30 protein-coding genes and 1 riboswitch are annotated in these 26,389 nt (G+C 40.5%); of the genes, 16 read left to right on the forward strand and 14 right to left on the reverse strand.

The window, feature by feature from the left end:
• Window positions 1-8 precede the first annotated feature (8 nt).
• From ACY8DT_RS06760 to ACY8DT_RS06795, 8 genes are all read left to right on the forward strand, one after another.
• Window positions 9-1,019 carry a TRAP transporter substrate-binding protein gene (locus ACY8DT_RS06760; RefSeq protein WP_462422149.1) on the forward strand — a complete coding sequence of 337 codons (1,011 nt, stop codon included), beginning with the start codon at window positions 9-11 and terminating at the stop codon, window positions 1,017-1,019.
• Entirely contained in the window at window positions 1,016-1,504 is a 489-nt protein-coding gene (locus ACY8DT_RS06765; RefSeq protein ID WP_462422150.1) for a TRAP transporter small permease, read from the forward strand. The genes ACY8DT_RS06760 and ACY8DT_RS06765 overlap by 4 nt, the downstream gene beginning before the upstream one ends.
• A complete protein-coding gene (locus tag ACY8DT_RS06770) occupies window positions 1,501-2,775 on the forward strand; it encodes a TRAP transporter large permease (RefSeq protein ID WP_462422151.1) in 1,275 nt (424 codons plus the stop codon). The genes ACY8DT_RS06765 and ACY8DT_RS06770 overlap by 4 nt, the downstream gene beginning before the upstream one ends.
• 19 nt (window positions 2,776-2,794) lie before the next feature.
• Window positions 2,795-3,811 carry a zinc-binding alcohol dehydrogenase family protein gene (locus tag ACY8DT_RS06775; protein WP_462422152.1) on the forward strand — a complete coding sequence of 339 codons (1,017 nt, stop codon included), beginning with the start codon at window positions 2,795-2,797 and terminating at the stop codon, window positions 3,809-3,811.
• 18 nt (window positions 3,812-3,829) lie between these two features.
• Entirely contained in the window at window positions 3,830-4,903 is a 1,074-nt protein-coding gene (uxuA, locus tag ACY8DT_RS06780) for a mannonate dehydratase (protein WP_462422153.1), read from the forward strand.
• Window positions 4,900-5,751: an SDR family oxidoreductase gene (locus tag ACY8DT_RS06785; protein ID WP_462422237.1), complete on the forward strand. Its 852-nt coding sequence runs from the start codon at window positions 4,900-4,902 to the stop codon at window positions 5,749-5,751. The genes uxuA and ACY8DT_RS06785 overlap by 4 nt, the downstream gene beginning before the upstream one ends.
• A 96-nt stretch (window positions 5,752-5,847) precedes the next feature.
• The gene (locus ACY8DT_RS06790; RefSeq protein WP_462422154.1) at window positions 5,848-6,492 is read left to right on the forward strand and encodes a bifunctional 2-keto-4-hydroxyglutarate aldolase/2-keto-3-deoxy-6-phosphogluconate aldolase; all 645 of its coding nucleotides are present in this window, start codon (window positions 5,848-5,850) and stop codon (window positions 6,490-6,492) included.
• A complete protein-coding gene (locus ACY8DT_RS06795; RefSeq protein ID WP_462422155.1) occupies window positions 6,489-7,496 on the forward strand; it encodes a PfkB family carbohydrate kinase in 1,008 nt (335 codons plus the stop codon). The genes ACY8DT_RS06790 and ACY8DT_RS06795 overlap by 4 nt, the downstream gene beginning before the upstream one ends.
• A gap of 22 nt (window positions 7,497-7,518) precedes the next feature.
• Here the strand turns inward: ACY8DT_RS06795 and ACY8DT_RS06800 are convergent, their stop codons facing one another.
• The 4 genes from ACY8DT_RS06800 to ACY8DT_RS06815 all read right to left on the reverse strand — a co-directional run bounded on the left by ACY8DT_RS06800 (window position 7,519) and on the right by ACY8DT_RS06815 (window position 10,179).
• Complete coding sequence (locus ACY8DT_RS06800; protein ID WP_462422156.1) at window positions 7,519-8,220, reverse strand: phosphatase PAP2 family protein; 702 nt, start codon at window positions 8,218-8,220, stop codon at window positions 7,519-7,521.
• Window positions 8,221-8,247: 27 nt separating this feature from the next.
• On the reverse strand, window positions 8,248-8,673 hold the full coding sequence (locus tag ACY8DT_RS06805) for a DUF3021 family protein (RefSeq protein WP_462422157.1): 426 nt from the start codon (window positions 8,671-8,673) through the stop codon (window positions 8,248-8,250).
• A 93-nt stretch (window positions 8,674-8,766) separates the two neighbouring features.
• On the reverse strand, window positions 8,767-9,360 hold the full coding sequence (locus ACY8DT_RS06810) for a TetR/AcrR family transcriptional regulator (RefSeq protein ID WP_462422158.1): 594 nt from the start codon (window positions 9,358-9,360) through the stop codon (window positions 8,767-8,769).
• 87 nt (window positions 9,361-9,447) lie between these two features.
• Window positions 9,448-10,179 (reverse strand): SDR family NAD(P)-dependent oxidoreductase, encoded by a 732-nt coding sequence (locus tag ACY8DT_RS06815; protein ID WP_462422159.1) that lies wholly within the window; start codon window positions 10,177-10,179, stop codon window positions 9,448-9,450.
• Between the two features lie 202 nt (window positions 10,180-10,381).
• On the opposite strand from ACY8DT_RS06815, the gene ACY8DT_RS06820 reads away from it, so the two are divergent.
• From ACY8DT_RS06820 to ACY8DT_RS06830, 3 genes are all read left to right on the forward strand, one after another.
• On the forward strand, window positions 10,382-11,125 hold the full coding sequence (locus tag ACY8DT_RS06820; protein WP_462422160.1) for a class I SAM-dependent methyltransferase: 744 nt from the start codon (window positions 10,382-10,384) through the stop codon (window positions 11,123-11,125).
• A 123-nt stretch (window positions 11,126-11,248) separates the two neighbouring features.
• Window positions 11,249-11,668, forward strand: coding sequence for a pyridoxamine 5'-phosphate oxidase family protein (locus ACY8DT_RS06825; protein ID WP_462422161.1), 420 nt, complete (start codon window positions 11,249-11,251; stop codon window positions 11,666-11,668).
• A 128-nt stretch (window positions 11,669-11,796) separates the two neighbouring features.
• Window positions 11,797-12,288, forward strand: coding sequence for a dihydrofolate reductase (locus tag ACY8DT_RS06830; protein ID WP_462422162.1), 492 nt, complete (start codon window positions 11,797-11,799; stop codon window positions 12,286-12,288).
• Between the two features lie 157 nt (window positions 12,289-12,445).
• On the opposite strand, the gene ACY8DT_RS06835 is transcribed toward ACY8DT_RS06830, so the two are convergent.
• Window positions 12,446-13,084: an HD domain-containing protein gene (locus ACY8DT_RS06835; protein WP_462422163.1), complete on the reverse strand. Its 639-nt coding sequence runs from the start codon at window positions 13,082-13,084 to the stop codon at window positions 12,446-12,448.
• A 93-nt stretch (window positions 13,085-13,177) separates the two neighbouring features.
• Here ACY8DT_RS06835 and ACY8DT_RS06840 point away from each other — a divergent pair, with 93 nt between their 5' ends.
• From ACY8DT_RS06840 to ACY8DT_RS06850, 3 genes are all read left to right on the forward strand, one after another.
• Window positions 13,178-14,050, forward strand: coding sequence for a LysR substrate-binding domain-containing protein (locus ACY8DT_RS06840; protein ID WP_462422164.1), 873 nt, complete (start codon window positions 13,178-13,180; stop codon window positions 14,048-14,050).
• A gap of 114 nt (window positions 14,051-14,164) precedes the next feature.
• Window positions 14,165-15,016 carry an SDR family oxidoreductase gene (locus ACY8DT_RS06845; RefSeq protein ID WP_462422165.1) on the forward strand — a complete coding sequence of 284 codons (852 nt, stop codon included), beginning with the start codon at window positions 14,165-14,167 and terminating at the stop codon, window positions 15,014-15,016.
• Between the two features lie 66 nt (window positions 15,017-15,082).
• Window positions 15,083-15,823 carry a TspO-related membrane protein gene (locus tag ACY8DT_RS06850; protein WP_462422166.1) on the forward strand — a complete coding sequence of 247 codons (741 nt, stop codon included), beginning with the start codon at window positions 15,083-15,085 and terminating at the stop codon, window positions 15,821-15,823.
• Window positions 15,824-15,864: 41 nt separating this feature from the next.
• Here the strand turns inward: ACY8DT_RS06850 and ACY8DT_RS06855 are convergent, their stop codons facing one another.
• Both ACY8DT_RS06855 and solA read right to left on the reverse strand, forming a co-directional pair.
• Window positions 15,865-16,839 (reverse strand): ornithine cyclodeaminase family protein, encoded by a 975-nt coding sequence (locus tag ACY8DT_RS06855; RefSeq protein WP_462422167.1) that lies wholly within the window; start codon window positions 16,837-16,839, stop codon window positions 15,865-15,867.
• A 106-nt stretch (window positions 16,840-16,945) separates the two neighbouring features.
• Entirely contained in the window at window positions 16,946-18,055 is a 1,110-nt protein-coding gene (gene solA, locus ACY8DT_RS06860) for an N-methyl-L-tryptophan oxidase (protein WP_462422168.1), read from the reverse strand.
• Window positions 18,056-18,304: 249 nt separating this feature from the next.
• Here solA and ACY8DT_RS06865 point away from each other — a divergent pair, with 249 nt between their 5' ends.
• Window positions 18,305-18,574, forward strand: coding sequence for a YbyB family protein (locus ACY8DT_RS06865; protein ID WP_462422169.1), 270 nt, complete (start codon window positions 18,305-18,307; stop codon window positions 18,572-18,574).
• Between the two features lie 47 nt (window positions 18,575-18,621).
• Here the strand turns inward: ACY8DT_RS06865 and ACY8DT_RS06870 are convergent, their stop codons facing one another.
• From ACY8DT_RS06870 to ACY8DT_RS06895, 6 genes are all read right to left on the reverse strand, one after another.
• The gene (locus tag ACY8DT_RS06870; RefSeq protein WP_462422170.1) at window positions 18,622-19,092 is read right to left on the reverse strand and encodes a SprT-like domain-containing protein; all 471 of its coding nucleotides are present in this window, start codon (window positions 19,090-19,092) and stop codon (window positions 18,622-18,624) included.
• A gap of 103 nt (window positions 19,093-19,195) precedes the next feature.
• On the reverse strand, window positions 19,196-20,770 hold the full coding sequence (locus ACY8DT_RS06875) for an ABC transporter permease (RefSeq protein ID WP_462422171.1): 1,575 nt from the start codon (window positions 20,768-20,770) through the stop codon (window positions 19,196-19,198).
• Complete coding sequence (locus ACY8DT_RS06880; protein ID WP_462422172.1) at window positions 20,767-21,648, reverse strand: ABC transporter ATP-binding protein; 882 nt, start codon at window positions 21,646-21,648, stop codon at window positions 20,767-20,769. Before ACY8DT_RS06880 ends, ACY8DT_RS06875 begins: the two co-directional genes overlap by 4 nt.
• A complete protein-coding gene (locus ACY8DT_RS06885; RefSeq protein ID WP_462422173.1) occupies window positions 21,645-22,271 on the reverse strand; it encodes a TetR/AcrR family transcriptional regulator in 627 nt (208 codons plus the stop codon). The genes ACY8DT_RS06880 and ACY8DT_RS06885 overlap by 4 nt, the downstream gene beginning before the upstream one ends.
• Window positions 22,272-22,428: 157 nt before the next feature.
• Window positions 22,429-22,890, reverse strand: a complete 462-nt coding sequence (locus ACY8DT_RS06890) for a QueT transporter family protein (RefSeq protein WP_462422174.1) — start codon at window positions 22,888-22,890, stop codon at window positions 22,429-22,431.
• Window positions 22,890-22,933, reverse strand: a riboswitch (PreQ1 riboswitch). Its footprint overlaps the gene before it by 1 nt.
• A gap of 373 nt (window positions 22,934-23,306) precedes the next feature.
• Window positions 23,307-24,488, reverse strand: coding sequence for a diaminopropionate ammonia-lyase (locus tag ACY8DT_RS06895; protein ID WP_462422175.1), 1,182 nt, complete (start codon window positions 24,486-24,488; stop codon window positions 23,307-23,309).
• 258 nt (window positions 24,489-24,746) lie between these two features.
• Between ACY8DT_RS06895 and ACY8DT_RS06900 the strand changes: the two genes are divergently transcribed.
• Window positions 24,747-25,586 carry an AraC family transcriptional regulator gene (locus ACY8DT_RS06900; RefSeq protein ID WP_462422176.1) on the forward strand — a complete coding sequence of 280 codons (840 nt, stop codon included), beginning with the start codon at window positions 24,747-24,749 and terminating at the stop codon, window positions 25,584-25,586.
• A 59-nt stretch (window positions 25,587-25,645) separates the two neighbouring features.
• Here the strand turns inward: ACY8DT_RS06900 and ACY8DT_RS06905 are convergent, their stop codons facing one another.
• Window positions 25,646-26,323 carry a DUF421 domain-containing protein gene (locus ACY8DT_RS06905; protein ID WP_462422177.1) on the reverse strand — a complete coding sequence of 226 codons (678 nt, stop codon included), beginning with the start codon at window positions 26,321-26,323 and terminating at the stop codon, window positions 25,646-25,648.
• Between the last annotated feature and the right edge of the window lie 66 nt (window positions 26,324-26,389).

Raw genomic sequence — 26,389 nt, forward strand, 5'->3', positions numbered from 1 at the left:
ACTAAGTAATGAGGAAAAAATGGACAGTATTCATATTGTTTTTTATATTGATTGTAAGCGGTTGCGGACAAAGTGATACGGCAACGGATGAAAATGGCGTCACCACTTGGAAAATGACTCATATTTCAGATGAGAACCATTTATGGCACAGAACATCTGTTGAGTTTGCAGACCTTGTCGAAGAGAAAACAGACGGAAAAGTGCAGATAGAAATATTCCCAAACAGTCAGTTGGGAAGCGAAGTGGATAACATCAACTCTATTCGCTACGGAGCTACAGATCTGACAATAACCGGTGAATCATTGGAAGTATGGACACCAAATGCTGTAATGCTCGCAGTACCCTATGCATTTGATGATCAGAATCATATGCGGAGAGTGGTAGAAGGTCCGCTTGGTGAACAGATTGAAAAAGAGATTGATGAAGATGTTGGTTTGACTCCATTATTCTACATGGAAAGAGAGCCTAGAAATCTGACATCCAACTACCCTATTTCTTCGCCGGAAGATTTAAATGGTTTCAGTATGCGAATACCAAACGTTCCGCTATTTCTGGATTCATGGTCTGAAGCCGGTGCGCAACCACAGGTGATGAGTTTGAGTGAAGTGTTCACTGGTCTTCAGCAGGGCGTTATTGATGGCCAGGAAAACCCGAATGACTTGATACAAAGCAGCGGTTTCTACGAAGTGCAGAATTATATTAATGAGACAGAACATGTACGTTCTTGGATTTATATAGTGGTCGGTTCAGAACAATTGGAAGCACTTCCTGAAGAACAACAGGCCCAAGTATTAGAAGCTGCCGAGGAAGCGGAAGAATTTGCACAGGGCTTGATTGAAGAAGAGGCTGAAACGGTTCGTACTGCCTTGGAAGAAACAGGTGTCGAGTTTAATGGTGATGTAGACCAGGAAGCTTTCCGTGAAGCAATGATGCCTGCCTTGGAAGAATATTTCAATGAAGACCAAGTTGAGCTCTATAATCAGATACTTGAAAGTGGAAATGGAGGTAACAATGAATGAAATTAATGAGTAGAGTCGATAAAGTTTTAGGCATTATTTCCATGGTACTCTTTGCAGCCCTCCTTTTTGTAGTCGTGATTCAAATTTTGAGCAGATACTTTCCAATTGAATTTACTTGGACGGAAGAATTATCCAGATATTTATTTGTATATTCAATGGTTACAGCGGCTCCGGTTGCACTCAGAAAAAGTGAGTTCATAACTGTGGATATGATTATTACCGCATTGCCCAGCCTTAAGGCACAGAGAATTTATGAAAGTGTAGTTTCAGGTGCTATTGCTATATTTTCTGTATTTCTATTTATTTACGGCATCCGGTTTACAGGGCTCGGCCTGGACTTTTATGCACCGACTCTGGGTATGACGATGGTCTATGTATATGCGGCAATTCCGATATTGGCGATACTGCTGTTTATATATTCAATAGTTTATATAATAGACCGTTATCAGGGAATTGAACAAAGGAATGAGGTGGATGATATATGATGGCTTTACTCGTAGTAGGATTATTCCTCTTATTTATCGCAGTTGGTGTACCAATTGCATTTAGTTTAGGTTTGTCAGCTTTGATTTATCTGCTTGTGGCAGAGGTGCCTCTGACTGTTATACCTCAAACTATGTTTGCCGGTCTGGACTCGTTTGTAATGCTTGCGATACCTGCATTTATTTTAGCGGGTAACTTGATGAATGCCGGAGGGATCACCAACCGTATCATAGATTTTGCAAATGCGTTGGTGGGCCATATTCGCGGCGGCCTTGCATTGACAAACGTTGCTTCATCACTTGGATTCGGAGGTATTTCCGGAACCGCACTTTCAGATACGGCGAGTATCGGTTCGGTGATGATACCTGCAATGAAGAAACAAGGGTACGGCTCCGGTTTCTCTGCAGCTGTAACGTCTATTTCGTCAACAGTAGGTCCGATGCTGCCACCTTCTCTGCCGATGATTATCATTGGTACATTGGCAACAATTTCAATTGGTGATTTGTTCGTAGCCGGAGCGATACCGGGTGTTCTTTTATCAATAGGATTCTTAATCATTACATACCTTATTTCAATAAAACGTCAATATCCTAAAGGAAGAAGACATTCTGTGTCTGAAATCGGTAAAAGCTTCCTTGGCGCATTTTGGGCGCTGTTAATGGTAGTCATTATTCTATGGGGTATTTTAGGTGGTTATTTTACGCCGACTGAAGCGGCGGTCGTCGTCGTATTCTATGCATTTATCGTAGGTAAATTCGTATATAAAGAACTTGATCTAAAAGAAATACCAAGAATCATGATGGATACATTAAGAACGACTGCCTCAATCCTTATTCTTGTTGCGCTTGCAAACACATTTGGATGGATTCTGGTTGCAGAAGGTGTACCGTTATTAGTAGCCGACGGTATCCTGTCAATTACAGAAAACCCATTCCTCGTCATACTGCTGATTATTTTATTGCTGTTGATCATAGGTATGTTTATGGAAACAATAGCAGCAATTGTGATTCTGTTCCCGGTGCTGCTGCCTGTTGCTGAGAGCATAGGAATGGATCCAATTCACTTCAGTATTGTCATGGTGCTTGCACTGATGATTGGTCTTTCAACACCGCCTGTCGGTGTCTGTCTGTTCGTCGCATCATCATTTGCCAACGTGAAAATTATGACGACGGTAAAAGAATTAATACCTTATTTTGCAGTGGCGATCATAGTTCTGATCATTGTAGCATTTGTACCATCATTGTCATTGTTCCTGCCGAGTTTGTTTGAATAAATGTTAGGAGTGTAATTGAATGAAGGCTATACAAGTAGAAAAACCGGGAAAGATAGATATTGTAGACATTGAAAAACCAGTCATTGAAAATAATAATGAAGTTTTAGTAAAGGTGAAAAGTGCAGGTATATGTGGATCTGATGTCCACATATACCAGGGCACCAACCCTTTTACAGTTTACCCGAGAGTGATTGGCCATGAAGTTTCCGGAGTTGTAGAAGAAGTCGGTAAAGATGTTTCTTCATTAAAAGCCGGCGACCTGGTATCTTTAGAACCGATTACTTATTGCGGAAAATGTTATGCATGTAAAAATGGACAGCCTAACGTATGTGATACTCTGGAAGTTTTCGGAGTGCACAAAGATGGTGGAATGGCCGAGTATTTAAAAGCTGATGAAAATAATTGGCATAAAGTACCCGGTAACATCAGTGAAGAGTCTGCTGCCTTAATGGAACCCATGACGATCGGGGCTCAGGCAACCTTTAGAGGTGAGGTGAGAAAAGGTGATACTGTACTGGTCATTGGTGCAGGACCAACAGGAATAGCATGCCTGCTCCAAGCGAAACAACGGGGAGCCAAAGTTTTTATTTCAGATTTCAATCAGAACAGATTGGAATATGCAAAATCAATTGGTGCTGATGCAATCATCCAGCCTAAAGAAGCAGATGTGGACCAGGAAATCGTTAAATTGACAGATGGAGAATTGGCGAATGTAGTTATTGATGCGGTGGGAATTCCACAGACATTTCAACAAGCCGTTGAACTAGCTTCAATCGCAGGAAGAGTGGTGACTCTTGGATTTAATGAAGAGTCCTCATCAATCCCCTCTTTCCTGCTGACTAAAAAAGAATTGAAACTCGTCGGTTCAAGACTTCAGACATATCAGTTCCCTAAAGTCATAGAACAGGTAGGGAATGGTGAAATTGACCCTGCTCAAATCATTTCACATAGATACCCAATGGATGATATCAAGGAAGCTTTGGATTTGCTGGAGAATAGTCCTGAAGAAGTAAGAAAAATCGTACTGACATTTTAAGAAAGGAACTGATACCACATGCGTATGACATTTAGATGGTATGGAGAAGATAATGATTCTGTATCATTGGATCAAATAAAACAGATTCCGGGTGTTGAAGGTGTCGTTTGGGCACTGCATCACAGGCCGGCAGGTGAAATATGGACGGAAGAAGAAGTGAAGGAAGTTAAAAGACAGGCAGATGAATATGGATTCAATCTGGATGTAGTGGAAAGTATCAATGTTCATGAAGATATTAAATTAGGAAAATCAACAAGAGATGAATACATCGAAAATTATAAGGCAAGCTTGAGAAATGTGGCAAAAGTGGGTGCAAAGGTAGTATGTTTTAATTTCATGCCTGTTTTTGACTGGACAAGAACAGACTTATATAAAGAATTGGAAGATGGGTCCACGGCTTTATTTTATGAAAAATCAAAAGTGGACAATATGAATCCAAAAGATTTGATAAAACAGACCACTGAATCTGAATTTACCATGCCTGGCTGGGAACCTGAAAGACTGGCTACAATCGAAGAATCATTCAAAGATTATGAAAAAGTGGATGAAGAAGAGCTTTGGAACAATCTGGAGTACTTCTTAAATGAAATTCTGCCTGTTGCTGAGGAAGAAGATATAAAAATGGCCATTCACCCTGATGATCCGCCTTGGTCGGTATTCAATCTTCCCAGAATTATAAACAGTGAGAAGGCAATAGAAAGATATCTCTCAATCTCTGACAGCCCTGCTCACTGCTTAACCTTATGCACCGGATCATTAGGAGCAAATCCGGAGAATAATATACCTGAAATAATCCGCCGTTTCGCAGATCGTGTGGCATTTGCTCATATCAGAAATGTCAGGATTTATGACAATGGCGACTTCATTGAAACCTCACACAGAACAAAAGATGGTTCTGTTCCTATAGATGATGTTGTCAAGGCGTATCATGAGGCTGGTTTTGAGGGATATGTACGTCCGGACCATGGGAGACATTTGTGGAATGAGAACTGCCGTCCTGGATACGGATTATATGACCGTGCACTTGGTATCATGTATTTATGGGGCCTGTGGGATGCGTATGAATTGAACAATAAAAAAGGAGCTGAATAATTTTGTTACCAATTTTTGAAGGTTTATCTGGAAAAATTGCCGCTGTAACAGGCGGGAGCGGTGTCCTTTGTCAGGAGATGGCCAAAGAACTTGCCAACCAGGGGATGAAAGTTGCTATTCTGAACCGCAACCAGGAAAATGGCCAGAAAATTGCGGATGAAATTACAGAGAATGGTGGCAAAGCCATTGCTGTGGCATGTGATGTTCTCGATGAGGAAAGTGTCAGAAAAGCTTATGAAACGGTTAAAAGTGCGCTCGGTGAATGTGATCTGTTAATCAACGGTGCAGGTGGCAATCATCCTGATGCGATAACAGATAAGGAAACATTTGAAAAAGGCGATATTGAAGATGACACTTTGAAGTCATTTTTCAATCTTGAGATAAAAGGCTTTGACCATGTTTTCCGTTTGAATCTTGCAGGGACACTAATCCCTACTCAAGTGTTTGCTAAAGAGATGACAGAAAATGGAGGCACTGTAATTAATATATCCTCCATGTCCGCACCATCTCCGATGACTAAAGTACCCGCATACAGCGCTGCTAAAGCAGGTATAGATAACTTGACCCAATGGCTGGCAGTGCATTTTGCTGAAGCGGGAATACGTGTGAATGCCATAGCACCAGGTTTCTTCTTAACTGATCAGAACCGTGATTTATTATTAAGGGAAGATGGTTCATTATCTGAAAGAGCTGAAAAAATAATTTCTCATACGCCTCAACGTCGTTTCGGTGAACCGGAAGACTTGCTGGGGACATTATTATGGTTGGCTGATGAAAACACATCGAAGTTTGTTACAGGTATTACGGTCCCTGTTGACGGTGGCTTCATGTCATACTCCGGTGTGTAATATGATAGTGTTGGTCGTGGGAATGTCCTGCGACCTGTTTTTAATGATGACGAAAAGATATAATCATAATGCAAGTAGCAATAGGAGGCTCTTTAAATGAAAAAGTTTGAGATTCTGAATAAGATACATGAAAATTACATGGTAGCAGTTGTCAGGGGGCATGACTTTGAGAGTACTGTCAAAATGATTCAAAGCATCATCGAGGGTGGAATTAAAAATATAGAAATCACTTATACTACTCCAAAAGCGAGTGAACTTATCGGACACTTCAGTTCACAAAACGATATATGTGTCGGTGCAGGCACTGTAATGTCCAGAGAAACAGCAGATGAAGCAATCAGGAGAGGCGCTCAGTATATTGTGAGTCCTCATTTGGATACGGATATTGCAGAGTTATGTAATCTTCATCATATCCCCTACCTGCCGGGCTGTGGTACAGCCACTGAAATTACGGAGGCGATGAAAGCAGGCGTTGATGTAGTCAAAGTATTTCCTGGCGGCATACTGGGCGCTTCATTTATTAAAGATATCAAAGGACCGCTGCCGCATGCCAATCTGATGCCTTCAGGGGGCGTCAATAAAGATAATATGGCGGATTGGTATGCCAACGGGTCTTTTGCTATCGGCATCGGCAGTGCGCTTGCTGAAGGATATGAGGGTGATAATCCGGAAGTAGTCAAAAATAATACAGAGGGATTTGTGAGAGCGTATGAAAAAATAGTGGAGGGAACTAGTCGATGAAGTTTATTACATTCGGAGAAATTCTGATGCGTTTGTCGACCGGGACCACACGGGCATTTAAAAATACTGATGAATTCAACTTGGATATCGGCGGCAGTGAAATGAATGTCGCACTGAGCCTCGCTGCCTCCGGTGTTAAAACTGGAATGATCACTACCATCCCTGATAATCCATTCGGTAATCGTATCCTCTCACTTCTTAAAAATAATGAAGTGGATATAAGTAGCATAAGGCTTGATGGTCCCCGTATCGGAACCTATTTCCTTGAGCAGGGATTCAATATAAGGTCATCATCGGTTGTTTATGATCGGAAATATTCAAGTTTTGAACAATCTACACTTGAGGATTATGATTTTAAAAAAGCTTTCAAAGGTTATGACTGGTTCCATTTCAGCGGGATTACACCCGCATTGAACACTAAAATGCAGAAAGTTCTTCTTAAAGCGGTTGAAACGGCAAGCGAAATGGGATTAAAAGTGAGTTCAGACCTTAATTTCAGAGGCAATCTGTGGAGTTTTGATGAAGCCAGAAAAACAATGCCGCAGTATATCAAGTATTGTGATGTCATATTCGGTTATGAACCTTTGGAACTTATTGAGAATGGCGAGGACCTCAAAGATGGTCTGGAGCGTAATCCTGACACTGACACACTTAAACCCATTCTTCAAAAGATACACGAAGTATATGATGTTTCACATATAGCATTCACACAGCGGACAGTGCTCCATACCAATAAACACATTATCAAAGGTGTGTACTCCACCCCGGAAGTATTGACTGAAACTGAAGCATATGAAGTGGAAATTCTCGACCGCATCGGTACAGGTGATGCTTTTACGGCAGGAGTAATCCACGGTCTGATAAATCAGCTTGATAATGAAGAGACACTGAATAATGCGTTGGGCAATATGCTATACAAACATACGATCAGCGGGGATTCCATAATGGAGGATATCTCTGCTATGAGCAGTGTTCTCGATTCAACACAAGAAGTGAAAAGATGATGATTAAAAACCCTTCCAGAGCTCAATATTCTGGAGGGGTTTCTGCTGTAGATAAATGAGGACTCCGGTCATGCAGATTTTTATTACCCAGCCATGCTTTAACTCGCGGCAGCGCAAGCTGATACAGGCTGATTGAGATAAAGATTCCGGCCATTCCGAAAGTGAGGCCGCCGATTGTATCGGACGGATAATGAACGCCTAAATATACTCTCGAAGTCATTACAAATAGAATCAGTATCAGCGCAATGCTGCCGATGACGATCTTGTGCCACATTTTTTTAACAAGCAGTATCAGTATAAGTCCCACAAGGCCGAAGAGCATCACTGAAGCGATGGAATGACCGCTTGGATAGCTCATTGAAGTTTCTGTGGTGAGGACCAGCAGATCTGGACGTTCACGGCCGATGAGGTCTTTCATGGTATCCATAAAAAATGAAGCGAATATATAGATGGTGAGGCCAAACCAAACAGCTGCGATATACATTCTTTTTATCAGCAGTGTCAGTACTACAGCCAGAGTCAGTACAAAAACTGCAGGAAAACCTGCAATATCAGTTGCAACGGAAACAAAATCCGCCCCATCCTCGGTGACCTGTCCCTGGATAAGAGCGGTCAATGAGTAATCAAATGTCTGAACCCACTCAAGGTCCGCCATGACTCCCCAGGTAATGATAAAATATAATATCAAAAAGACAATCCCTGTAAAACCCAATTTTTTAGCCATTATTCTGCTCCTTTAATCTGATTGAGTTCATCCTTCCTTATTGTATATGTTACTGCCGAATAGTTTAAAGGTTTTGGAAAGTGAGTATGTAATCAGAAGAGTAGCAGCCTGTAATAGATTGAATATGATGAAAGAACCCGACATATCAGTTGTAAAAGTCATGGAATCATAATTGATGATCAAGAGCATCGGGAAAACCATTAACAGCATAGCAGTGTAATGTATGATGATTTGTTTTATAAAACTCCATTCTATGACGAGGAAAATGACACTTCCAAATCCCAGAAACATAGCGATGAAACCATAATAGAGAAAAACTCTTATATTTTCAGCGGAACCTATGAAGAGGCTCCAAACCGATAAAAGTACAAAAACCGAGAATAATGCAGCGCCTCTGAAAAACCCCCGTACGAATAAACTGATAAGAACCCCTCCTTTTTTTAAATAATTCAAAAATTATGTATTTGTATTACATTATAACCATCAATCCGTAAAAAAAGCAGCCTATAATTTAAAAGGCTACTTAAAAAAGCAGTATTTAGGGGGTTAATCAGAATCGCTGCTGTAAGGCCTTTTTAAAGCCATTTTGAATAAGTTTTCAGCGGCATTCTCCGGGCTCATGATGTAGTCATTTTTTATCCACCACAAAATTGTCTCTGTGTAGGCACCTGTTATATATGAAATAAGAAAATCACGATCGACTGCCACAAGCCGTTCCTGCGCTTTTGAATAATGGATACCTTCAATTATAAATTGTCTGATGATATTTTTTACGCCTTTGATGAATAATGCATCCGGCTGCCTGACAAGCAGTATTTCATAAGCATAACGGTGCTGGTAAATATGTTTGAATAATAAGAGCATATTTTCCGGCAAATCGTTGGATGCCTCATAGACAGCCATCGGAATCGGATTATTAATTGTGAGAGCGACTTTCAGTTTGGACAGCAGATCATTATGAACATCAAGGCGCAATGCTTCCAGATCACTGTATTGCTTATAAAAAGTCGGGCGCGTGATACCTGCTTCAGTACATAATTGCTGAACGGATATAATGGTTTCATTGTCAGCAAGTAAATTCAAATAGGCCTTATACATGCTTTCTTTTGAACGATGCTGCCTCGGATCAAGTTGAGCCATAATGATCCCTCCTTTTGAGAATTAATGACCATAATCATAACACAGCCCGGACCAGTTGAAGACTGAATCCGGGCTGTTGATTTTATTTTATTGTGCGGTCAAACCGCCATCCACGATAAATTCCGAACCTGTCGAGTAGTTCGATTCATCTGAAGCGAGGAACAGTACCAGGTTGGTTACATCTTCAGACTGTCCCATTCTTTTTGCCGGAATGGCTTTCGCAAACTCTTTAATCAATTCGTAAGAATCGCCTTCTTTGACCATTGGTGTTTCAATTACACCGGGGTGCACAGAGTTGACGCGTATATTATCTTTTGAAAATTCCAGAGCGGCAGCTTTGGTCATGCCCCGTACTGCAAATTTAGTGTCTGTATAGCCGATTGCTCCGCCGACGATTCCATTCATGGATGAAATATTTACAATAGATCCGCCTTCAGCTTTTATCATGGAAGGATGGACATGTTTCATACCCAGGAACACAGATATCTGGTTGATGTTCACAATACTCATATAGTCATCCAATGTCGTTTCCGCAATGGATTTATTTCTGCTGATTCCTGCATTGTTCACCAATATGCTTACCGGACCGAACTTCTCTTCAGTTTCTTCGATGACTTTTTTCCAGTCATCTTCATTCGTCACGTCATGCTTGATGAATAGTGCATTATCGCCAAGTTCTTCAGCGAGGGCGCTGCCCTTCTCTTCATTCAAATCTGTGATGACGATTTTTGCGCCTTCACTCAGTAATTTACGGGCATGTGACTCCCCCATCCCTTGTGCTGCTCCTGTAACAATTGCTACTTTGTTCTCTAATCTCATTTTATTTCCTCCTGTCTAATTTACAGTATGTAAAATAGTTTGTATTTTATTTATATCATAAAATTGAGATAAATAATATTAAAAGGAGTGCTATAATGGCTGGGATGCTAAAATCATCAATTTCAGGAGGTATTTTTTTATGGGGGTCAGAAACTTGAAATAAGCCCGGCTTACCACATATTAAATAAAGGGGGTATTTAACATGAAAAGTAATTGGGCTGACAAATTTTATAAGATGCAATTTGGAAATATGAGTGCTATAGATACGTCATATTACGAAGAACAGGCGAAAGAAATACTGGAGCAGACTGGGAGAAAGATTGATTCACTGCTTGAACTGGGCGCCTGGGACGGCAGTCTGGCGCGTGCGCTTTTAAAAGATGTAAGCCGTATAACGACGGTGGAACTCGTTAAAGAAATGACGGAAGCGGCACAAAAATATAACCCGGGAAATATTGATATCATTCATGGCAGTTTTTATGATGTCGAGCTGACAGATAAATTTGATGCCATCATTTACATTGACGGTTTTGGTGTAGGGACTGATGAAGATCAGTTGAACCTGCTTAAAAATATTCGGCATTGGCTGAAAGATGATGGCTGTGCACTGGTCGATATTTATCAGCCTGAACATTGGAAAAGAGCGGATGGCATTGAGATGTATCCTGACCCGAAACACAATCCGGATATAGTACGCAGATATTCCTTTGACCATGAACAGAATATTATGATGGATACATGGTGGCATAAAGATGATGCAGGACTCAAACAGACGCAGTATTTGAAATGTTATACCGCCGGTGAGATTCATCATCTCTGTGAACAGGCAGGGTTAAAAGTTGCCGGCTACTTCCCGAATGGTGTCATGGACTATGAAAACATAAGATATTATGAAAATGCATCATTGGAAAAATGCATGTCATACCGGATTAAAATTATAAAATGATTTGAGCCACGATTTCGGCAGTGCCAAATCGATTTCGATGTTCTCTCTTTATATAAAATGATTTACCAATCACCTTTAGTGGTATGTATATGTTGAAGAGATCAATATAAGAAGGTGAGATTTATGAATCAATCAAAAGCGATAGAACGTATTACTGAAATATTGGATGACTCGAAGATAGGTATATTATCCACAGCTAAAGATAACGTCCCGAATTCACGGTATATGTGGTTTTACAATGACGGCATCACACTGTATGCCAAAACGAGTGATGAATCTCCAAAGTTTGATGAAATCGAAGAAAATCCGCAGGGGTTCGTGTTACTTGGTTTTCACGATGAGAAGAATCATGCATTTGTAGAATATTACGGCGAGATTGAAGTCATCAGAAATCAGGAGACGATTGACTGGTTATGGGAAAATCAGGATAAGGACTTTTTTGACAATAAAGAAAATCCTCATCTGGTTGCTTTGAAGATTAATCCGACGGCCATTAAAATCATGAACGATGACGAATTCCAAGATGTAGAACTTTCGCTGTAAACAGTGTGTTGAAAGTGGATTGCTCCACTTTCTTTTTTTTATACAGAACAGGCTGAATTTAAAATTAATAGTCGCGATTTTGGGTAAAGAGAACTATGACTATCTTTTAAAGACAAGGAGAGATTTGAATGCTGGCTTTTGTCTGGGCTGAAGACGAGAATAAATTAATCGGAAAAGGCGACGAATTACCATGGCGTTTACCGGTCGATGTCGCTTTTTTTAAGAAGGTGACGATGCGCGGGGATATGGTAACGGGCAGAAAAACATATGAAACGATTCCGAAAAGACCTTTACCCGGGCGCCGTAATATTGTCTTAACAAGTCAAAAGGACTACGAAGCACCTGGGGCGGTCATTGTTCATTCCAAAGAGGAAATTCTGGAATTGGAAGAAAAGAATGGTGAAGACTTATATATCATCGGCGGTGAATCGTTGTTCAGAATGTTCGAATACGAAGTTGATGAACTGTACAGAACAGTCATCTATGACACATTCGAGGGTGATACGTATTTCCCTAAAGATTTTGATTATGAACCGTTCGAACTTGTTAAATCCGAGGAAGGTCCTGTGGATGATAAGAATATATATGAACATACGTATGAACTGTGGCGACGTAAGTAAGAATAATGATATTCATTTGTCAGGACCTGTTACAAGCGGGTTTTATATTAAAATGCTCCGTATAAGAAAAAACTTCCTGTGATGGCCATTGCACGCAATATAGTAAAAAATAAGCCGCCGGGATTTCCCGGTGGCTTATTTTATCTTCAGTTCCTGATTAGCTGTCCCACTTGGAATTTACGATGCATGTACAGAAGTTGGGGTTTGCATAGTCAGGCTGGAAGTGTTTGATCACATCCTCTTTCATATTGCCGAACGTCGTTTCCGGCTTATGCTTGATGCCGTTATAAAATGCTTCAATGATATCATTTTTGAAATTGTTTCTAGGGAATTTCTGGATGACGGACTTTCTGATCTCTTCAGAAAACTGCTCGAAGTTATCTCCCATCACGTCCATGCCGACGCCGTGGAAAAGAAGTGCGACTTCGCTCTCTTTATGTTCTGCAACACCGGGTGTAGTATGGAGTGCAATCGCATCCCAGACCAGCTGCATCTGATCAGGTGTAATATTGTGGGTGTCCAAAAACTGACGTGCAGTGTTCGCGCCGTCGACTTCAAAACGCAAGTCATCACTGCTGTACTCTTTCGTCAAGCCAAGATCATGGAAAAGTGCACTGATATATAATAGTTCATGATCATACTTTATCTTATCCTGGTCACCTTTGACTGCACCGAAAAGATAAACTCTGTTCGAATGGTTCCAAATCAGTTCGTTACCGTGTTCATGCACGAGATCCTGTGCTTCAGTTATAATCCTACTGTCCGGGACTATGATTTCATCCAATTCTGTTATCATTACTTAATCAGCTCCTTATACTTAAAGGGTAAGAATAAAATACATAATAATCAAACTATAGTGCTATAGTCCTTGTGAAATGGAGGGAAGATAATGTCCTATAAGCGGTTGTATTATTTTTTTATACTGGGCTGTGAGAAAAATTATTCCGAAGCGGCCAAAAAAATCGGCATCAAGCAGCCGACCTTGAGCCAGCAGATCAATCTGCTTGAAGAAGAGCTCGATATCAGATTATTTTACCGGAATTCAAGAAAAGTCTTACTGACCACAGCCGGAGAACAGCTGTTTCATAAAATATCTGAAATGAAAAAAGAGCTGGACGATGCAGTCAATGAACTGTGGCATGAAAACTCCAGCAGAAAAATTTTGCGCATCGGTGTAATGCAGGGGGAGCTTACGGATTTAATATCCAATGTCATGATTCGATTCAAAATGAATTATCCTGATGTCCAATGTGTACTTTATACTTTGGATCTATCTACTTCAATGGTGGAAAAAGGAGAACTGGATCTTTATTTTGATTATGATACGACAGATAATAAAAATAATATGAAATTTTTATATGAAGATGGTTTTAACATCATTTCTTCAAAAAATGTTGGGAATATTGACCTTGAAGCACTTTCCGATCATTCATGGGTGCTGATGAATGATAGATATTCATGCAGGCATATATTCGAAGAACTGTCGTCCCGCTATGGCTTTAATGTACGCCCTGCTATAGAACTCAGTGATCTCTCAGTTGTTTATAACATGGTGAATAATAATATGGGTATCTCTCTTGTATCAGATACTTCGCTCTCCTTCTACGACTCTGAGACTTTGAATATTTTAAAAATGAAGGAGCCGGAATTGAAGCGGAATGTCGTCATGCACCACAACGGCGGTTTAAAGAAAGGAGGTTTCCCTGATGCATTTTATCAGCTGACCATCCAGGAACTGAAAAAACTTAAGATTATGAGGTAGAATATATTTCAAAAAAATTATTCCGGTAATCGAGGATGGCTGTTTTTAAATGGCCAATCAAGGGTAAATGTGAACTGCATGAATCATAAGTTCGAATATTAGGAGGAACTTTAAATGGCAGAAGAAAAGATTCTCGTGACAGGTGCAGGTACAGGATTTGGCAGAGGGATCGTTTTAAAACTGGCTGAACAAGGAAAATCCGTAATAGCCGGTGTAGAAGTGATGTCACAGGTTTCTGCACTTGAAAAAGAGGCACATGACCGTGGAGTGGATATGCAGATTGAGAAGCTGGACGTGACGAATCCTAAAGACCGTAAGAAAGCGTGGTCCTGGGATATAGATGTTCTGGTCAATAACGCAGCTGTAAAAGAAGGCGGTTCATTAGTGGATATACCGGAAGAGAATCTGCGGCATCAATTTGAAGTGAATACATTTGCGCCCGTGCTTCTGACACAGGAGTTTGCACGTAAAATGATCAAGAATAAAAAAGGCAGAATCATCAATGTATCATCCGTGTCCGGATTGATGGCCGATCCGTTATCAGGTCCTTACTGCGGCTCTAAATTTGCGCTCGAAGCATTCACTGAATCACTGAGCAAAGAGCTTCAGGAGTTTAATATAGAAGTAGCAACGATAAATCCGGGGCCTTATTTAACAGGATTCAACGATCGTGAATTCGAGGCATGGAAGAACTGGCATGAAGACAATAGTGAAACTGTATTCGACTACGAAAATGCAGCTTTCCCCTATGAGCAGTTTGACCCTGAAGAAGTGATCGGACCGGCTGTCAAAGTAATTCTTGGAGAAACGAAGACTTATAGAAATGTCATTCCTGAGGCCATGGTTCCCGAAGTGAAGAAAAGAAGAGGGGCAGTATGGGACAAACGAACAGATGATGAGCTTGGACAAAGACATGAAATGATTAAAAAGTCGTATGAAATGGAACCTGGAACGAAAGCAGAATAAGAAAAAAGTGTGCGGGAAGTGAATGTGACCTCACTTCCCGGCTTTTAATGATTGGAGTGAGTAGAGATGACACAACAAAGAAAGTGGGTCCTCGGATATTTTATAGCTTTCGTCATCATGATTATCATGAACTACACTGCCGGCTCGAGTGTAGGGAATGTGGCAGATGACAATCCGACGATTATTCAGCCGGCAGGTTTTGCATTCGCCATCTGGGGTTTGATATATGTACTGATTTTTATCTGGATGGTAAAACTGTTTTTTTCCAAAGGTGATCAATTTTCTGTTTCTATTGCAGAGCGTTTGAAATACTGGCCGATTATAAATTTCATATTGAACGGTGTCTGGATTGTTGCATTTACCCAGCAGTGGATGGTTATTTCTACAATAGTGATACTTGCTCTGCTGTTTACGTTATTCAGAATGCACACCATCACTTCCGCCGAGTTATATCACTGGTATGACCGTCTGCCATTTTCAATCTACTTCGGCTGGGTGACAATCGCTTCAATCGTGAATATATTTACTGCTTTCTCAAATTACAATATAGAAAGCCTCCTTGGAATGAGTGAGTTGGTCTGGACCATTATCGCAATAATGGCAGCAGCACTTATTGGTATATTCATTGCCGGGTTTTTCAATGACTGGCTTTATCCCCTGGTGCTGATCTGGCCATTTTTCGGCATATACATGGAAAGCGGGGATATATCTACCGGTCTTAATATCACTTTGGCAGCAGCAAGTCTAACACTTGTGATTACAGCAATGATAATCATTTCCAAAAAGACAAGGGCCATGAGGGCGTAAAGCCATAAGAAAAAGAGTGACGAAAAGTCACTCCTTTTCATTTATTTCAAATCTTTTATTTTCATTACACCATTTGCGACGGCGAGATCAAAATATCCCGCCCCGACGCATTTATACAATGTGATTTCATCATCTGAATTTCTCAAATGATTTTTATCGAAAATATCTGCTAAAGTGCCCTTGATATCTTCCCAGGAGATGATGCCTTCTTGGACAGCTTTTATAATTTCCCCAGCTTCTTCTTTTGCACCGTTCATATCATCCAGGTAAATCTGATCCGCACTTTTAATGGTCTCCATATCCATTTCGATCATTTCAGGAGTGAATGAACCGACTCCATTGATATGTGTCCCTTTCTGTAATTTAGAGCCGTCAAAAACAGGTGCTTTTGACTGGGTCGCACAGTTTAAGATGTCACTTTCAACGACCAGATTGCCGATATCACTCATAACCTCGACATCGATATTGACTCCAAAATCCTTCAAGTCTTCTTTAAAAGTTTCAGCCTTGCTTTCGGTTCTGTTAAACAGCAGAATCTTTTTGATGCTGCGCACTTCGAGAACACCCAGCACTTGTTCAAAAGCCATCCTGCCTGTACCGATGACGCCGAGGGTTTTCGAATCTTCCCTCGCAAGCTTATCAGTGGCGATGGCAGTCATCGCACCCGTACGCAGTCTTGTTAAATAAGAAGCTTCAAGTGAGGCAATATGCCTGCCGTCATTCAAGTTGGAAACCAGTATGTTCCCCTGGGTCGTCGGCAAATCTGCATTTTCCGGAAAGATGGATACAGTCTTGATAATTGAAACTTTCTGTTCCGTGCTGATGCAGGGCATGTAAAGCATGGAAGAGCTGTCACTCGCCGGTAAGACGATTCTGTTGGCCTCGACCAGCTTGTCATTTCTGAAATCATCCAGGACTAACTTTACATCTGAGATGGCATGATGGATTTTATAAGCGTTTTGAATATCTGAATCACTTAAGACATGCATTTTATAGAACTCCTTTTCATAAGTCATTATGTATTTCCCTCTTTAGTAGAGCTTACAACAATATTCTTGATTATTCACTAAAATAAAAACCCATCTTGATTTTATATCAACATGGGTTCTGATATTATTTGCATCACTCATACAATTCATCTCTCGTAATGGAAAATGATGAGATGTCATGTCCTGTCTTCCCTTTTGTAACAAGGTCGGTCAAAATTTCTCCCACTACCGGGACATATTTGAAACCGTGTCCGGAAAAGCCGCCGGCAATGTAAATATTATTATGTTCAGGGTGCTGGTCTATGATGAAGTCTTCATCCGTTGTATTCGTAAAAATGCAGGTGACGCCTTTATTGACCTTGCCATTTGCGCCTGCCATATGTTCTTTCAGATAAGTTCTGAGATCTCCTTCATCTCTGTCGAATGCACCGAATTCCCTGTTCATGTTCTCCGGTTCACTATCATCGTCTTCGTAGCCATCGTAACGGCCGATTTTCACGCCCGTACCGTCTATACTTGAAAATCCATAGTAGGAACCGTGCCGGGAACGTCCGATAAAACCCGGGAAATGATCTGAGCTGTATAGTTCTTCATCAGCTTCAAACCATGCGATAGTTCTCCTTGACGGCTGGAGATTTAAATTCAAACCCAGATCTTTAAGCATTCTGCCGTTCCGTGCGCCTGAGGACAGGATGAGTTTATCCGCTGTAAAAGAATCCTTTTCAGTTTCCACACGGACATGTTCTTCTTCGGGCTGAATGCTTTTTACCGGTGTATCGATGAGCAGTTCAGCACCGCCAGCCAGCGCAAGCCGGCGGTATGTCCGGATAGCATTCTCACCCATGATCACACCACCTTTTTTCTCATAATAACCAATCTCTAAGTCTTCACCATGAACTCCAGGCCATCTTTCCTGTATTTCTTCAGCCGTAAGAGTTTCAATCTCCAAATTATATTCACGGGCACCTTCAATAGTGTTCTCAAGGAATTCAGATCCTTTATACCCAAAATTAAGAATGCCTATCTGTCTGAAAATCTCATCATTTGAATGTGTCTGAAGTTCATTCCATAATTCCTGTGAGCGTAAAGCAAGTGGAATATACTGCAGGCCTTCACCTACTGCATGGCGGATCAGACGTGTGTCTCCGCCGTGGCTGCCATGGGGATGCGGCGGGTCATTTGCATCAATCATCAGAACTTTGAGATCTTTTTGTGAAAGATAGTAACCTGCGGACATTCCCATTGAACCGGCACCGACAATAACGACATCATAATGCTTATTAATAAGATCACCCCTAGCGGATATATTTATTTCAAATCATTCCTACTCTACCCGGCACGGCAGTCAGTTAATTACAAAATATGAGATTCATAAAAAATTACACCTTATCAAATCTGAATATTTTGATAACTGGTTCGAGACATGAGATAATGGATATAAATAAGTATGTAATAAATCGGGTGATTTATTACTAAAAGGAGTGTGACACCCATGGGAAGAAAAACAAAGTTGGTCAGTGCAGTCGGGTTGGTCGCAGGTGTGTTGTACCTCACTAAAAATAAAGAGACGGTTAAAAAAGGTATTGATAAAGGAATCGATATCGTCGTCAGCCAGGCAGGAAAATGGACAAGTGATCCATATGTTAAAAAGCTGGGCAGACCTGAGAATCTAAGAGATTCGAATATGGTGGACGAAGGTGCTATGACAAGTGTGCAATACTACAATGATTTAAGAGAAGAAGCGCGTCATAAAAATAAGTGATTAAAAACGGCCGGGCTCAAGTTCATTTGAGTCCGGCTCTTTGATTTTTATTTTTGAACAGTGCCTATGTAAGTAAATTTCCCATGGCATTTGCCGCATATATACCTTTTTTCATATCCCTTCATGTTCTTACTGAATTGATATTTACATTTTCTGCATTCATATAAAAATGATTGTCCCCTGTATTTATATCTTCGTGTTTTAGAAATTCCAAGGTGTTCCAATGTATTTATAAACTCCGGGTCAGAGTCCCTGAAAGGCAATCTTTTCTTATACAGTGCATAATGCACACATTCATGGTAAAGAACATCGAGTACGGCTTCTTTATCGTTGTTGATTATAAAGTTATAAGATATAACAATCTCGCTGCTTAAAACTTTGTGGTCATTATATTTAATGCTGAATACTCCGAGCTTCGACTTCATCCTCTTAGATATACGCAGCGGCACATCCAGTGATAGGTCAAAGTTCTTTCTGAGGAATTCATCAGCATATATTTCTAACTGCCGCGTATTCATATTCGATCACTCTCAATTTTTAATGGTTGGATTAATAATATCACAAAAAATCCCCATCCGACTTTTCGATATTTCGAATGAGTGGAAATGGGGATTTCACATTCTAACTTAGATCTCTTCTCTTAAACAGCATCCAGCCTGTAATGAATAACAGGAGGCCTGTCCCGATGACACCAGTAAATCCGACCCAGTCCATGTCCTCGATGGGTACGTTGCTCAAATAATGGAACGGAGTCAGCATATGGAATATATCATCAAGTTCGACGAGGTTGCCGAGATAAGCGACGAAGAACAGGTAGCCGGTATACAACCAGACCAGCTTGAATAATTTATTGGATATTCCGAGCAGCAGGACACCAAGTCCGGCAGCACATACAATGACACTGAAGTAATTGAGACTGGCCATGAAATAGTCTCCTAAGTCCACCTGCAGATTATCAACGTTCAAGCTTGCGAGATACATGCCGAGTGTGGTTAACAGCATGCCGAAAAAACCGACTGCGAGGCTGATCATCCAATGTATGACCAGCACTCTGCCGCGTGATAATTTGTTAAGCAGTGTTCCGGAGTTCACGACTTCAAGCCGGGCACTGTTTTCTTCTTTCAATATCCGGCCGATGATCATAAGACTCGGAATGACAGCGATAACGGTCGTGATGATTAATATCATATTGATGAAGAATAATATCGGGTCATCAATTGCCCCTGCTTCGACTGCGGCACTCAGCATCTCATTGTCTGAAACCATCATCTCCAAATCACCGAACACAGAGCCGTAAGTCAGTCCGATGACGAAGAGGCCGATGAGCCACGATACGATCATCGTTCGCATGTTAAGGAAGGCGAGCATTGTATAACTTCCGATGGAACGCGGTTTATTATGTGCTTTCGCTTTAAAGTAAGCATCATTGATATCCCTTTTAGAAAATAAAAACCATCCGGCAAATGCAAACACAATAAGAATGATGAAGGGCAGCAGCCAGATAAAGTTGTCTTCAGCATATGGATACATGCGTGTCAGCCAGTTATACGGAGAAATGACAGAGTAGCTCATATCGACAACATCCGTTACCGCACGGTATAAATACATCAGGATAAGCACACTGAGTGATATGCCAAAAGTGAGTTCAGCCGACGATACAATTGAGCCGATGAATATTGTAAACATATAAAAAAGCATGCCGAAAAGCGCAAGTCCCATACTGTAAAGCAGATTACCGCCATTGGTAAACGTTTCTATATTCATCACAGACAACCCGCTGTAAATAATGATGCCGACTGACAGGTTGATAATGACACCTGCGATTATTTGATTGAAATACATCGTGCTCTTTTTCAGACCGCCACTTATCAAATACTCAGCCAGTCCGGCATCTTCAGATCTTTTACTCACCTGATTTGCAATCAGTATGCCGAATATTCCATGTACGATGGCCATGAATATCATCATTTCGTGACTGTATGCGACAGCGGTTGTATATTCACCGTCCGGTATCGGACCGACGAGTGCAACCATCGCAGGGTTATCAAGAGTTGCTTCTATTGACTGAAGTTCCTCTTCCGTCGAAAACAAGTCACCAAAAACAGGTACGAGGCCGAGTGACATGCCGCATAAAATGAGCAGCCATATGGACACTTTTACACGGATTTGTTTAATGAGCAATTTTAAATAAATCATGATTTGACCTCATAATAACGCATGAAGATATCTTCAAGTTTAGGCGGTTCGGTGACCAGGTACGTGATGTTGTATCCACTGATATCATCGAGGAATCGGGACACTTTGTCGTTGTCGACCATGAGATGTGTGGTTTCGTCTTCCTCGCGGTAGTCATGCACATACTCTTTATCTTTAAGAGCTGAAAGGTCATTTTCCGATGATAAGATATATTTGATGCGCGTAATATGGCTCAAATCGGACAGTTTGCCTGTTTCAATGATTTTACCGTCCCGTATAATCGCAATCCTGTCGGCAAGCTTTTCAACTTCCGATAAAATATGGCTTGATAATAATACACTTTTTCCCTGATTTTTTGCATTCAGGATTTCTTCATGAAAGACGCGTTCCATCAAAGGGTCGAGCCCTGTGGTCGGCTCATCGAATATGAGCAGGTCCGCTTCTGATAGAAAGGCCGTAATCAGTGCCACCTTCTGCCGGTTCCCCTTTGAATATGTCTTACATTTCTTGCCTGGATCCAGGCGGAAATTTTCAATTAGTTCATCACGTAATTTTTGATCTTTAAAACCACGGAGTTTCATGAAGAAGTTGATGACTTCCATCCCGGTGAGATTATCCCACAAGTTGACATCCCCTGGTACATAGCTGATTTCTTCGATATATTTTTTGTACTTTTTAATATTTTCTCCTTTAAAATAAATGTCTCCCGAAGTCGCATTCAATGCTCCGATTATCATGCGGATCGTCGTTGATTTCCCTGCACCGTTAGGTCCGATGAATCCGAAGATCTCACCTTCATTTATGTCGATTGATACATTGTCAGCTGCTTTCACTTTGCCGAAATGTTTGGACACATTATCCAGTGTAAGAATCGTCATTGATATTCCTCCTTATAATAGATTTTTTTCAAGGCAGTCAAATACTCGTCAAATTCTTCCCATAGCGGATCTAAATTGTTCAAGTCGGCATTCATGCCCTTCGCTTCCTCTTCAACGTGTTTTGAATAACCTTCTATGGTCCAGGTGATCAGTTTCATGAGAGTTTCATGGGAAACATCATCTCTGAAATATGAAAGGTCAACGTCTTCATACATCTTTTCAAAGCCGTTTTGAACCAGTTCATCAAGCAGTGAGCGGAATGTCTCGGGAACACTGTCATATAAGTATACTTGTGTGATGAATTGACTGATTTCCGGATTTTCATCATAGTATTCTTTCTTCAATCTGGCGATGAGTGCCGAACGCTCGATAAATCCCTGTCTGGGATAATCTCTTTTCATAAGTGCAGTGTTCACATTTTCCAAGGCGTATTCTGTACAGGCGTAATACAGACTTTCTTTATTCTGAAAATAGTAATACAGCATGCCCTTCGACATGTCAGCACGTTTAACAATGCTGTTTGTTGAAGCATCTTCATAACCGTAAGCTGCAAATTCGGCCAATGCTGCATTCATTATCTCGACCTGTCGTGAGTTATCAAGCTTTCTAAAGGCTTCTTTCATAATAAAACCCTCTCCTTGACCAGTCTGGTCAACATCAATTTAATTTCATATTACACTCTTTGACCAGTCTGGTCAATATTAAAATAAAAAAACAATCTTATGAAAATATCATAAGATTGCCCATATGACCCGGGAAATATCCGGTAGTCGTTATTTATTATAAATCCGGTAGAATTCTATATGCGGCTTTGGAAAATAATAATGTACCAAGCAAGGTTGTAATCAATGTTGAAATTGTAATCGTGACAAAGCTGAACCAAAATGGTATTCCAAGTACTGCAAGCAGCATCAGACCGACGAATATACCGCAAAGCAGACTGTACTGTATTGCGTTTATCCATACGTTTTTAATGAAATAGCTGATCGTATATGAAATGACGGCGATGCCGACCCCTGTCGCAACATCAATTAAACCCAGCGGCGAGAAAAAGTTGGCTATTGCGAGCCCGATCAGCATTCCCGGAATGAATTTCCGGTTGAAAAATGGAATGACCGCGAGCATCTCGCTGATTCGTATTTGTATCGCCATGGTCCCGATGGGGTTGATCACTGTTAGCGCAACATAGATGGCAGCAAGGACTGCATTGTAAATCATTATTTTGTTACTGATAATAATCATTCTCCTTAGTTTTTTATACAGGGAGTTTGCGAACCTGTGAGATGGAACATAACAAACTGCCATATAATTATATCAGATTAATATATTATTTGAAGGCCATTAAGTGACAGTGTGATGATGAAAATAAAGCCCCTGAAATTTAGATTTTCAGGGACTCTTGTTTGAGAATGATTAAGTTTCGTCTTAATATGGAGCCTCCAGTGACACGAGATGAATTAAAAATCATCTTTCGTGTCATCTGGCACAGGATTATGGCACCAAACATATGGGAACTCTACTCTCGTGCCATTTGGGACGGAAATGTGGCACCAGGTTTACGAAAAGGGTGTTTTCGTACCATTTGTCACGAGTCTATGGCACCAAATCTACCAAAGAGGAGTTTCGTGTCACGTAGGAAATAAAATAGCTTTTCAACACTATCCGTTCATCACTCTTTGATAGTTATCGGGGTCTGTATTACCTTCAGTATTAATGACCAACACTTTTGAATCACTGCCGAGCTTCAGTTTTTCTTTAAGATCCGCATACGAATCATTTGTCATCACTTCATGCAGAAAACCGGCCGGCAAGGCACCTGAGGCGCCTGAAGTGATTTTTGTATCACCTTCTATTGGTCTGCCAAGGATTCGCATGCCTTTATCGCTGATTTCATCCTTACATGAAATGAAATAATCAGCAGTTGATTTTAGTATGTTCCAACCGATTGGACTGGGTTCGCCACAGGAGAGTCCCGCCATCGTTGTATCCATAGCGCCGTAGACTCTGACAGGGTTTCCGAGCTCACTATCAGCTGAGCGTAAAATAGGATTCGCTTCTGTCGGCTCGACAACAATAATTTTTGGAGGATTGCCGCCAGTAATATTATGAATAGCGGCTGACATTGCACCTGCAAATGAACCGACGCCTGCCTGTAATATCACATGTGTGACTTGTTCGAGATTTTCTGATTCAAGCTGCTCAGTAATTTCAGAAATAATCGTCGTGTATCCCTGCATGATATTGGTGGGTATTTTTTCATAACCTTCCCAGGCTGTATCCTGCAATAAAATCCAGCCGTTTCCACTGGATTGATCAGCCGCGTATTGAACTGTATCATCATAATTTATATCTGTGACTTTCGCTTCAGCTCCTAAGTCAGTGACTGCATCAACACGAGATTTTGCAGCTCCTTTCGGAAGAAATACTTTACCTTTTTGATTAAAAATGTCAGCACCCCATGCCACACCCTTACCGTGGTTGCCTTCGGTGGCAGTCGCAAACGTTTCAGGAGGAAATTCACTCACCTGTTCCAGTAGTTCGTTGAAAGTCAGATCAGCAATATCCTGATTCAATTTTCCGGCAAAATAGCTCGCCATCGCGTATGATACGCCAAGTCCTTTAAATGCATTCAAACAAAATCTTGGTGACTCATCTTTGACGAATAAAGCACCCAACCCCATCTCATTTGAACGTTTGGTCAATTTATAGAGAGGTGTTTTTTCATATTGAGGCATGGATTTATGCAAGTTATTTACTTTTTCCATATTCTCCATAGAAAAATCTGGTGTAAACTTTTTAACGTTAGTATGATCTTTAAATTTATTCTGTATCCACTCCATTTACTGAACCTCCTTAATGGTTGATAAGTCACTATCGGAATATTTTTTCCAGCTCCAGTGCAACTTTGAATAATGCTTTTTCAATCTCCTTATTAAGCTCTATCATAACTCAAATCTGTTTAAAATTAAGTTCTTAGTACCTTTGTGTTCTAAATCAGAATATACTGTGTATAAATAAAAATACCCAGTAAATTTTGCCAATTACTGCAGGGTAACAGAAATAGTATGGAGATATGATGAATACAGGAGGTTGGTATTATGGACATTAAGCGAATTAATGAGAGTCTGGACTATATTGAATCACATATTGAAGAAGATATTAATTTTGAAAAAATCGAGAAGATCTCTTTATTGTCCAGGTATAATTTTCAAAAGGTTTTTAGAATTCTTTCAGGGTATTCTCTGGGCGATTATGTACAGAGAAGAAGAATGTCGATTGCAGTATTTCAGTTAAAAGAGACTGAGAGAAAAATTATTGATATAGCAATGGATTGTGGGTACGAGAACAGCGATTCTTTCGCTAGACGTTTTAAACAGTATTATGGTATATCTCCAAGTCAATTCAGAACGGACACCACTTCTATACCAACCTTCCCTAAATTAACAATTTCTGTGGAGATTAGAGGAGGAAGTAATATGAATTATCGAGTAGAAGAGTTGAACACTATTAATATTCTCGGAGAAAGCCGCCATTATTCTACAATGGAAGAGGCACAAAGAGAAATTTCAGGATTTTGGATGGAGTTTAATCAGCGAAATGACAACAGCTTGTTTAAACTGCAGAATGATTATTTAAAAGGCATGCTTGGGTTATGTATACCTGCAAAAGAAGGTGGCATGATTTATGTGATTGGAGTGACTTCAGATAATGAAAGTGAGCACTGGTCCAAACATGAGGTAGAAAAAGGAAGATATTTAGTATTTGATGCTATTGGTCCTGTGCCTGATGAAATTCAAAGAGTCACACGTGAAATTTATTCGAACTTTTTACCGGTTTCAGAGTATGAACTGAGAGATGATGCAGAATTTGAGCTGTATCTGCCCGGTGATGTCGATGCAAATGACTATAAAACAGAAATCTGGATACCGGTTAAATAATAAAAAATTAAAGGACAGACAATCCTGTCCTTTAATTTATAAGTTTTCATACTTTCCTGTCATTTTGCCTGGATAAAGAAGCCTTCTGTTTCATTCCATTCAGCCAGGAATATATCACTTGCCTTATAGCCTGTCTCCTCTTCAACTGTACGTTCCAGCCAATCTTCATCATACCCGGCTGCCTTCAGTGCTCTGTGTTCAACTTTCCCTCCATCTATAAATAGATATGATATCGAATTTTCTTTATAATCATCGATCAATTCGCTGCGGACCGGCGGCTCTTCCTGTGCATATTTGATTATAGAAAGTTTACCGCTTGTCTCCATGATGGCGTGTTTGACCTCACGTAAAGAAAAAACACCATTCATCCTGAGCAGTTCTCTGACTTCATCGATATCCATGTTATGTCTGTTCAAGACTTTATTATCAACTTTTCCGTCATTGATGAGCAGTTGTGCGCTGCTCTTGGCCAGTTTTCTGAAGCGTTCATTTTTCATGGCGAACCTCTCAATTATATAAATCAGCAACCCCCAGTAGGCCAACATGATTACCATGTGGTAAAAAGGCGTTGTCGTTTCATATAAGGACTCTTCTACAATACTTCCCAAAATAAGAGCATAGACAAAATCCAGTGGTGTTATTTGAGCAAGCTCTTTATGGCCGAGTATTCGGATGACGGCCATTACACCAATCAGGCCCACTGTCAGCTTTACAAAATAAGACATAATATCTTCCATTGACCCCACTCCTGTTCAGTATTTTTTTGAAATAGAATGTCAATCTCCGTTTTAAATTCACATTCA

The sequence above is a fragment of the Salinicoccus sp. Marseille-QA3875 genome, assembly GCF_054950095.1.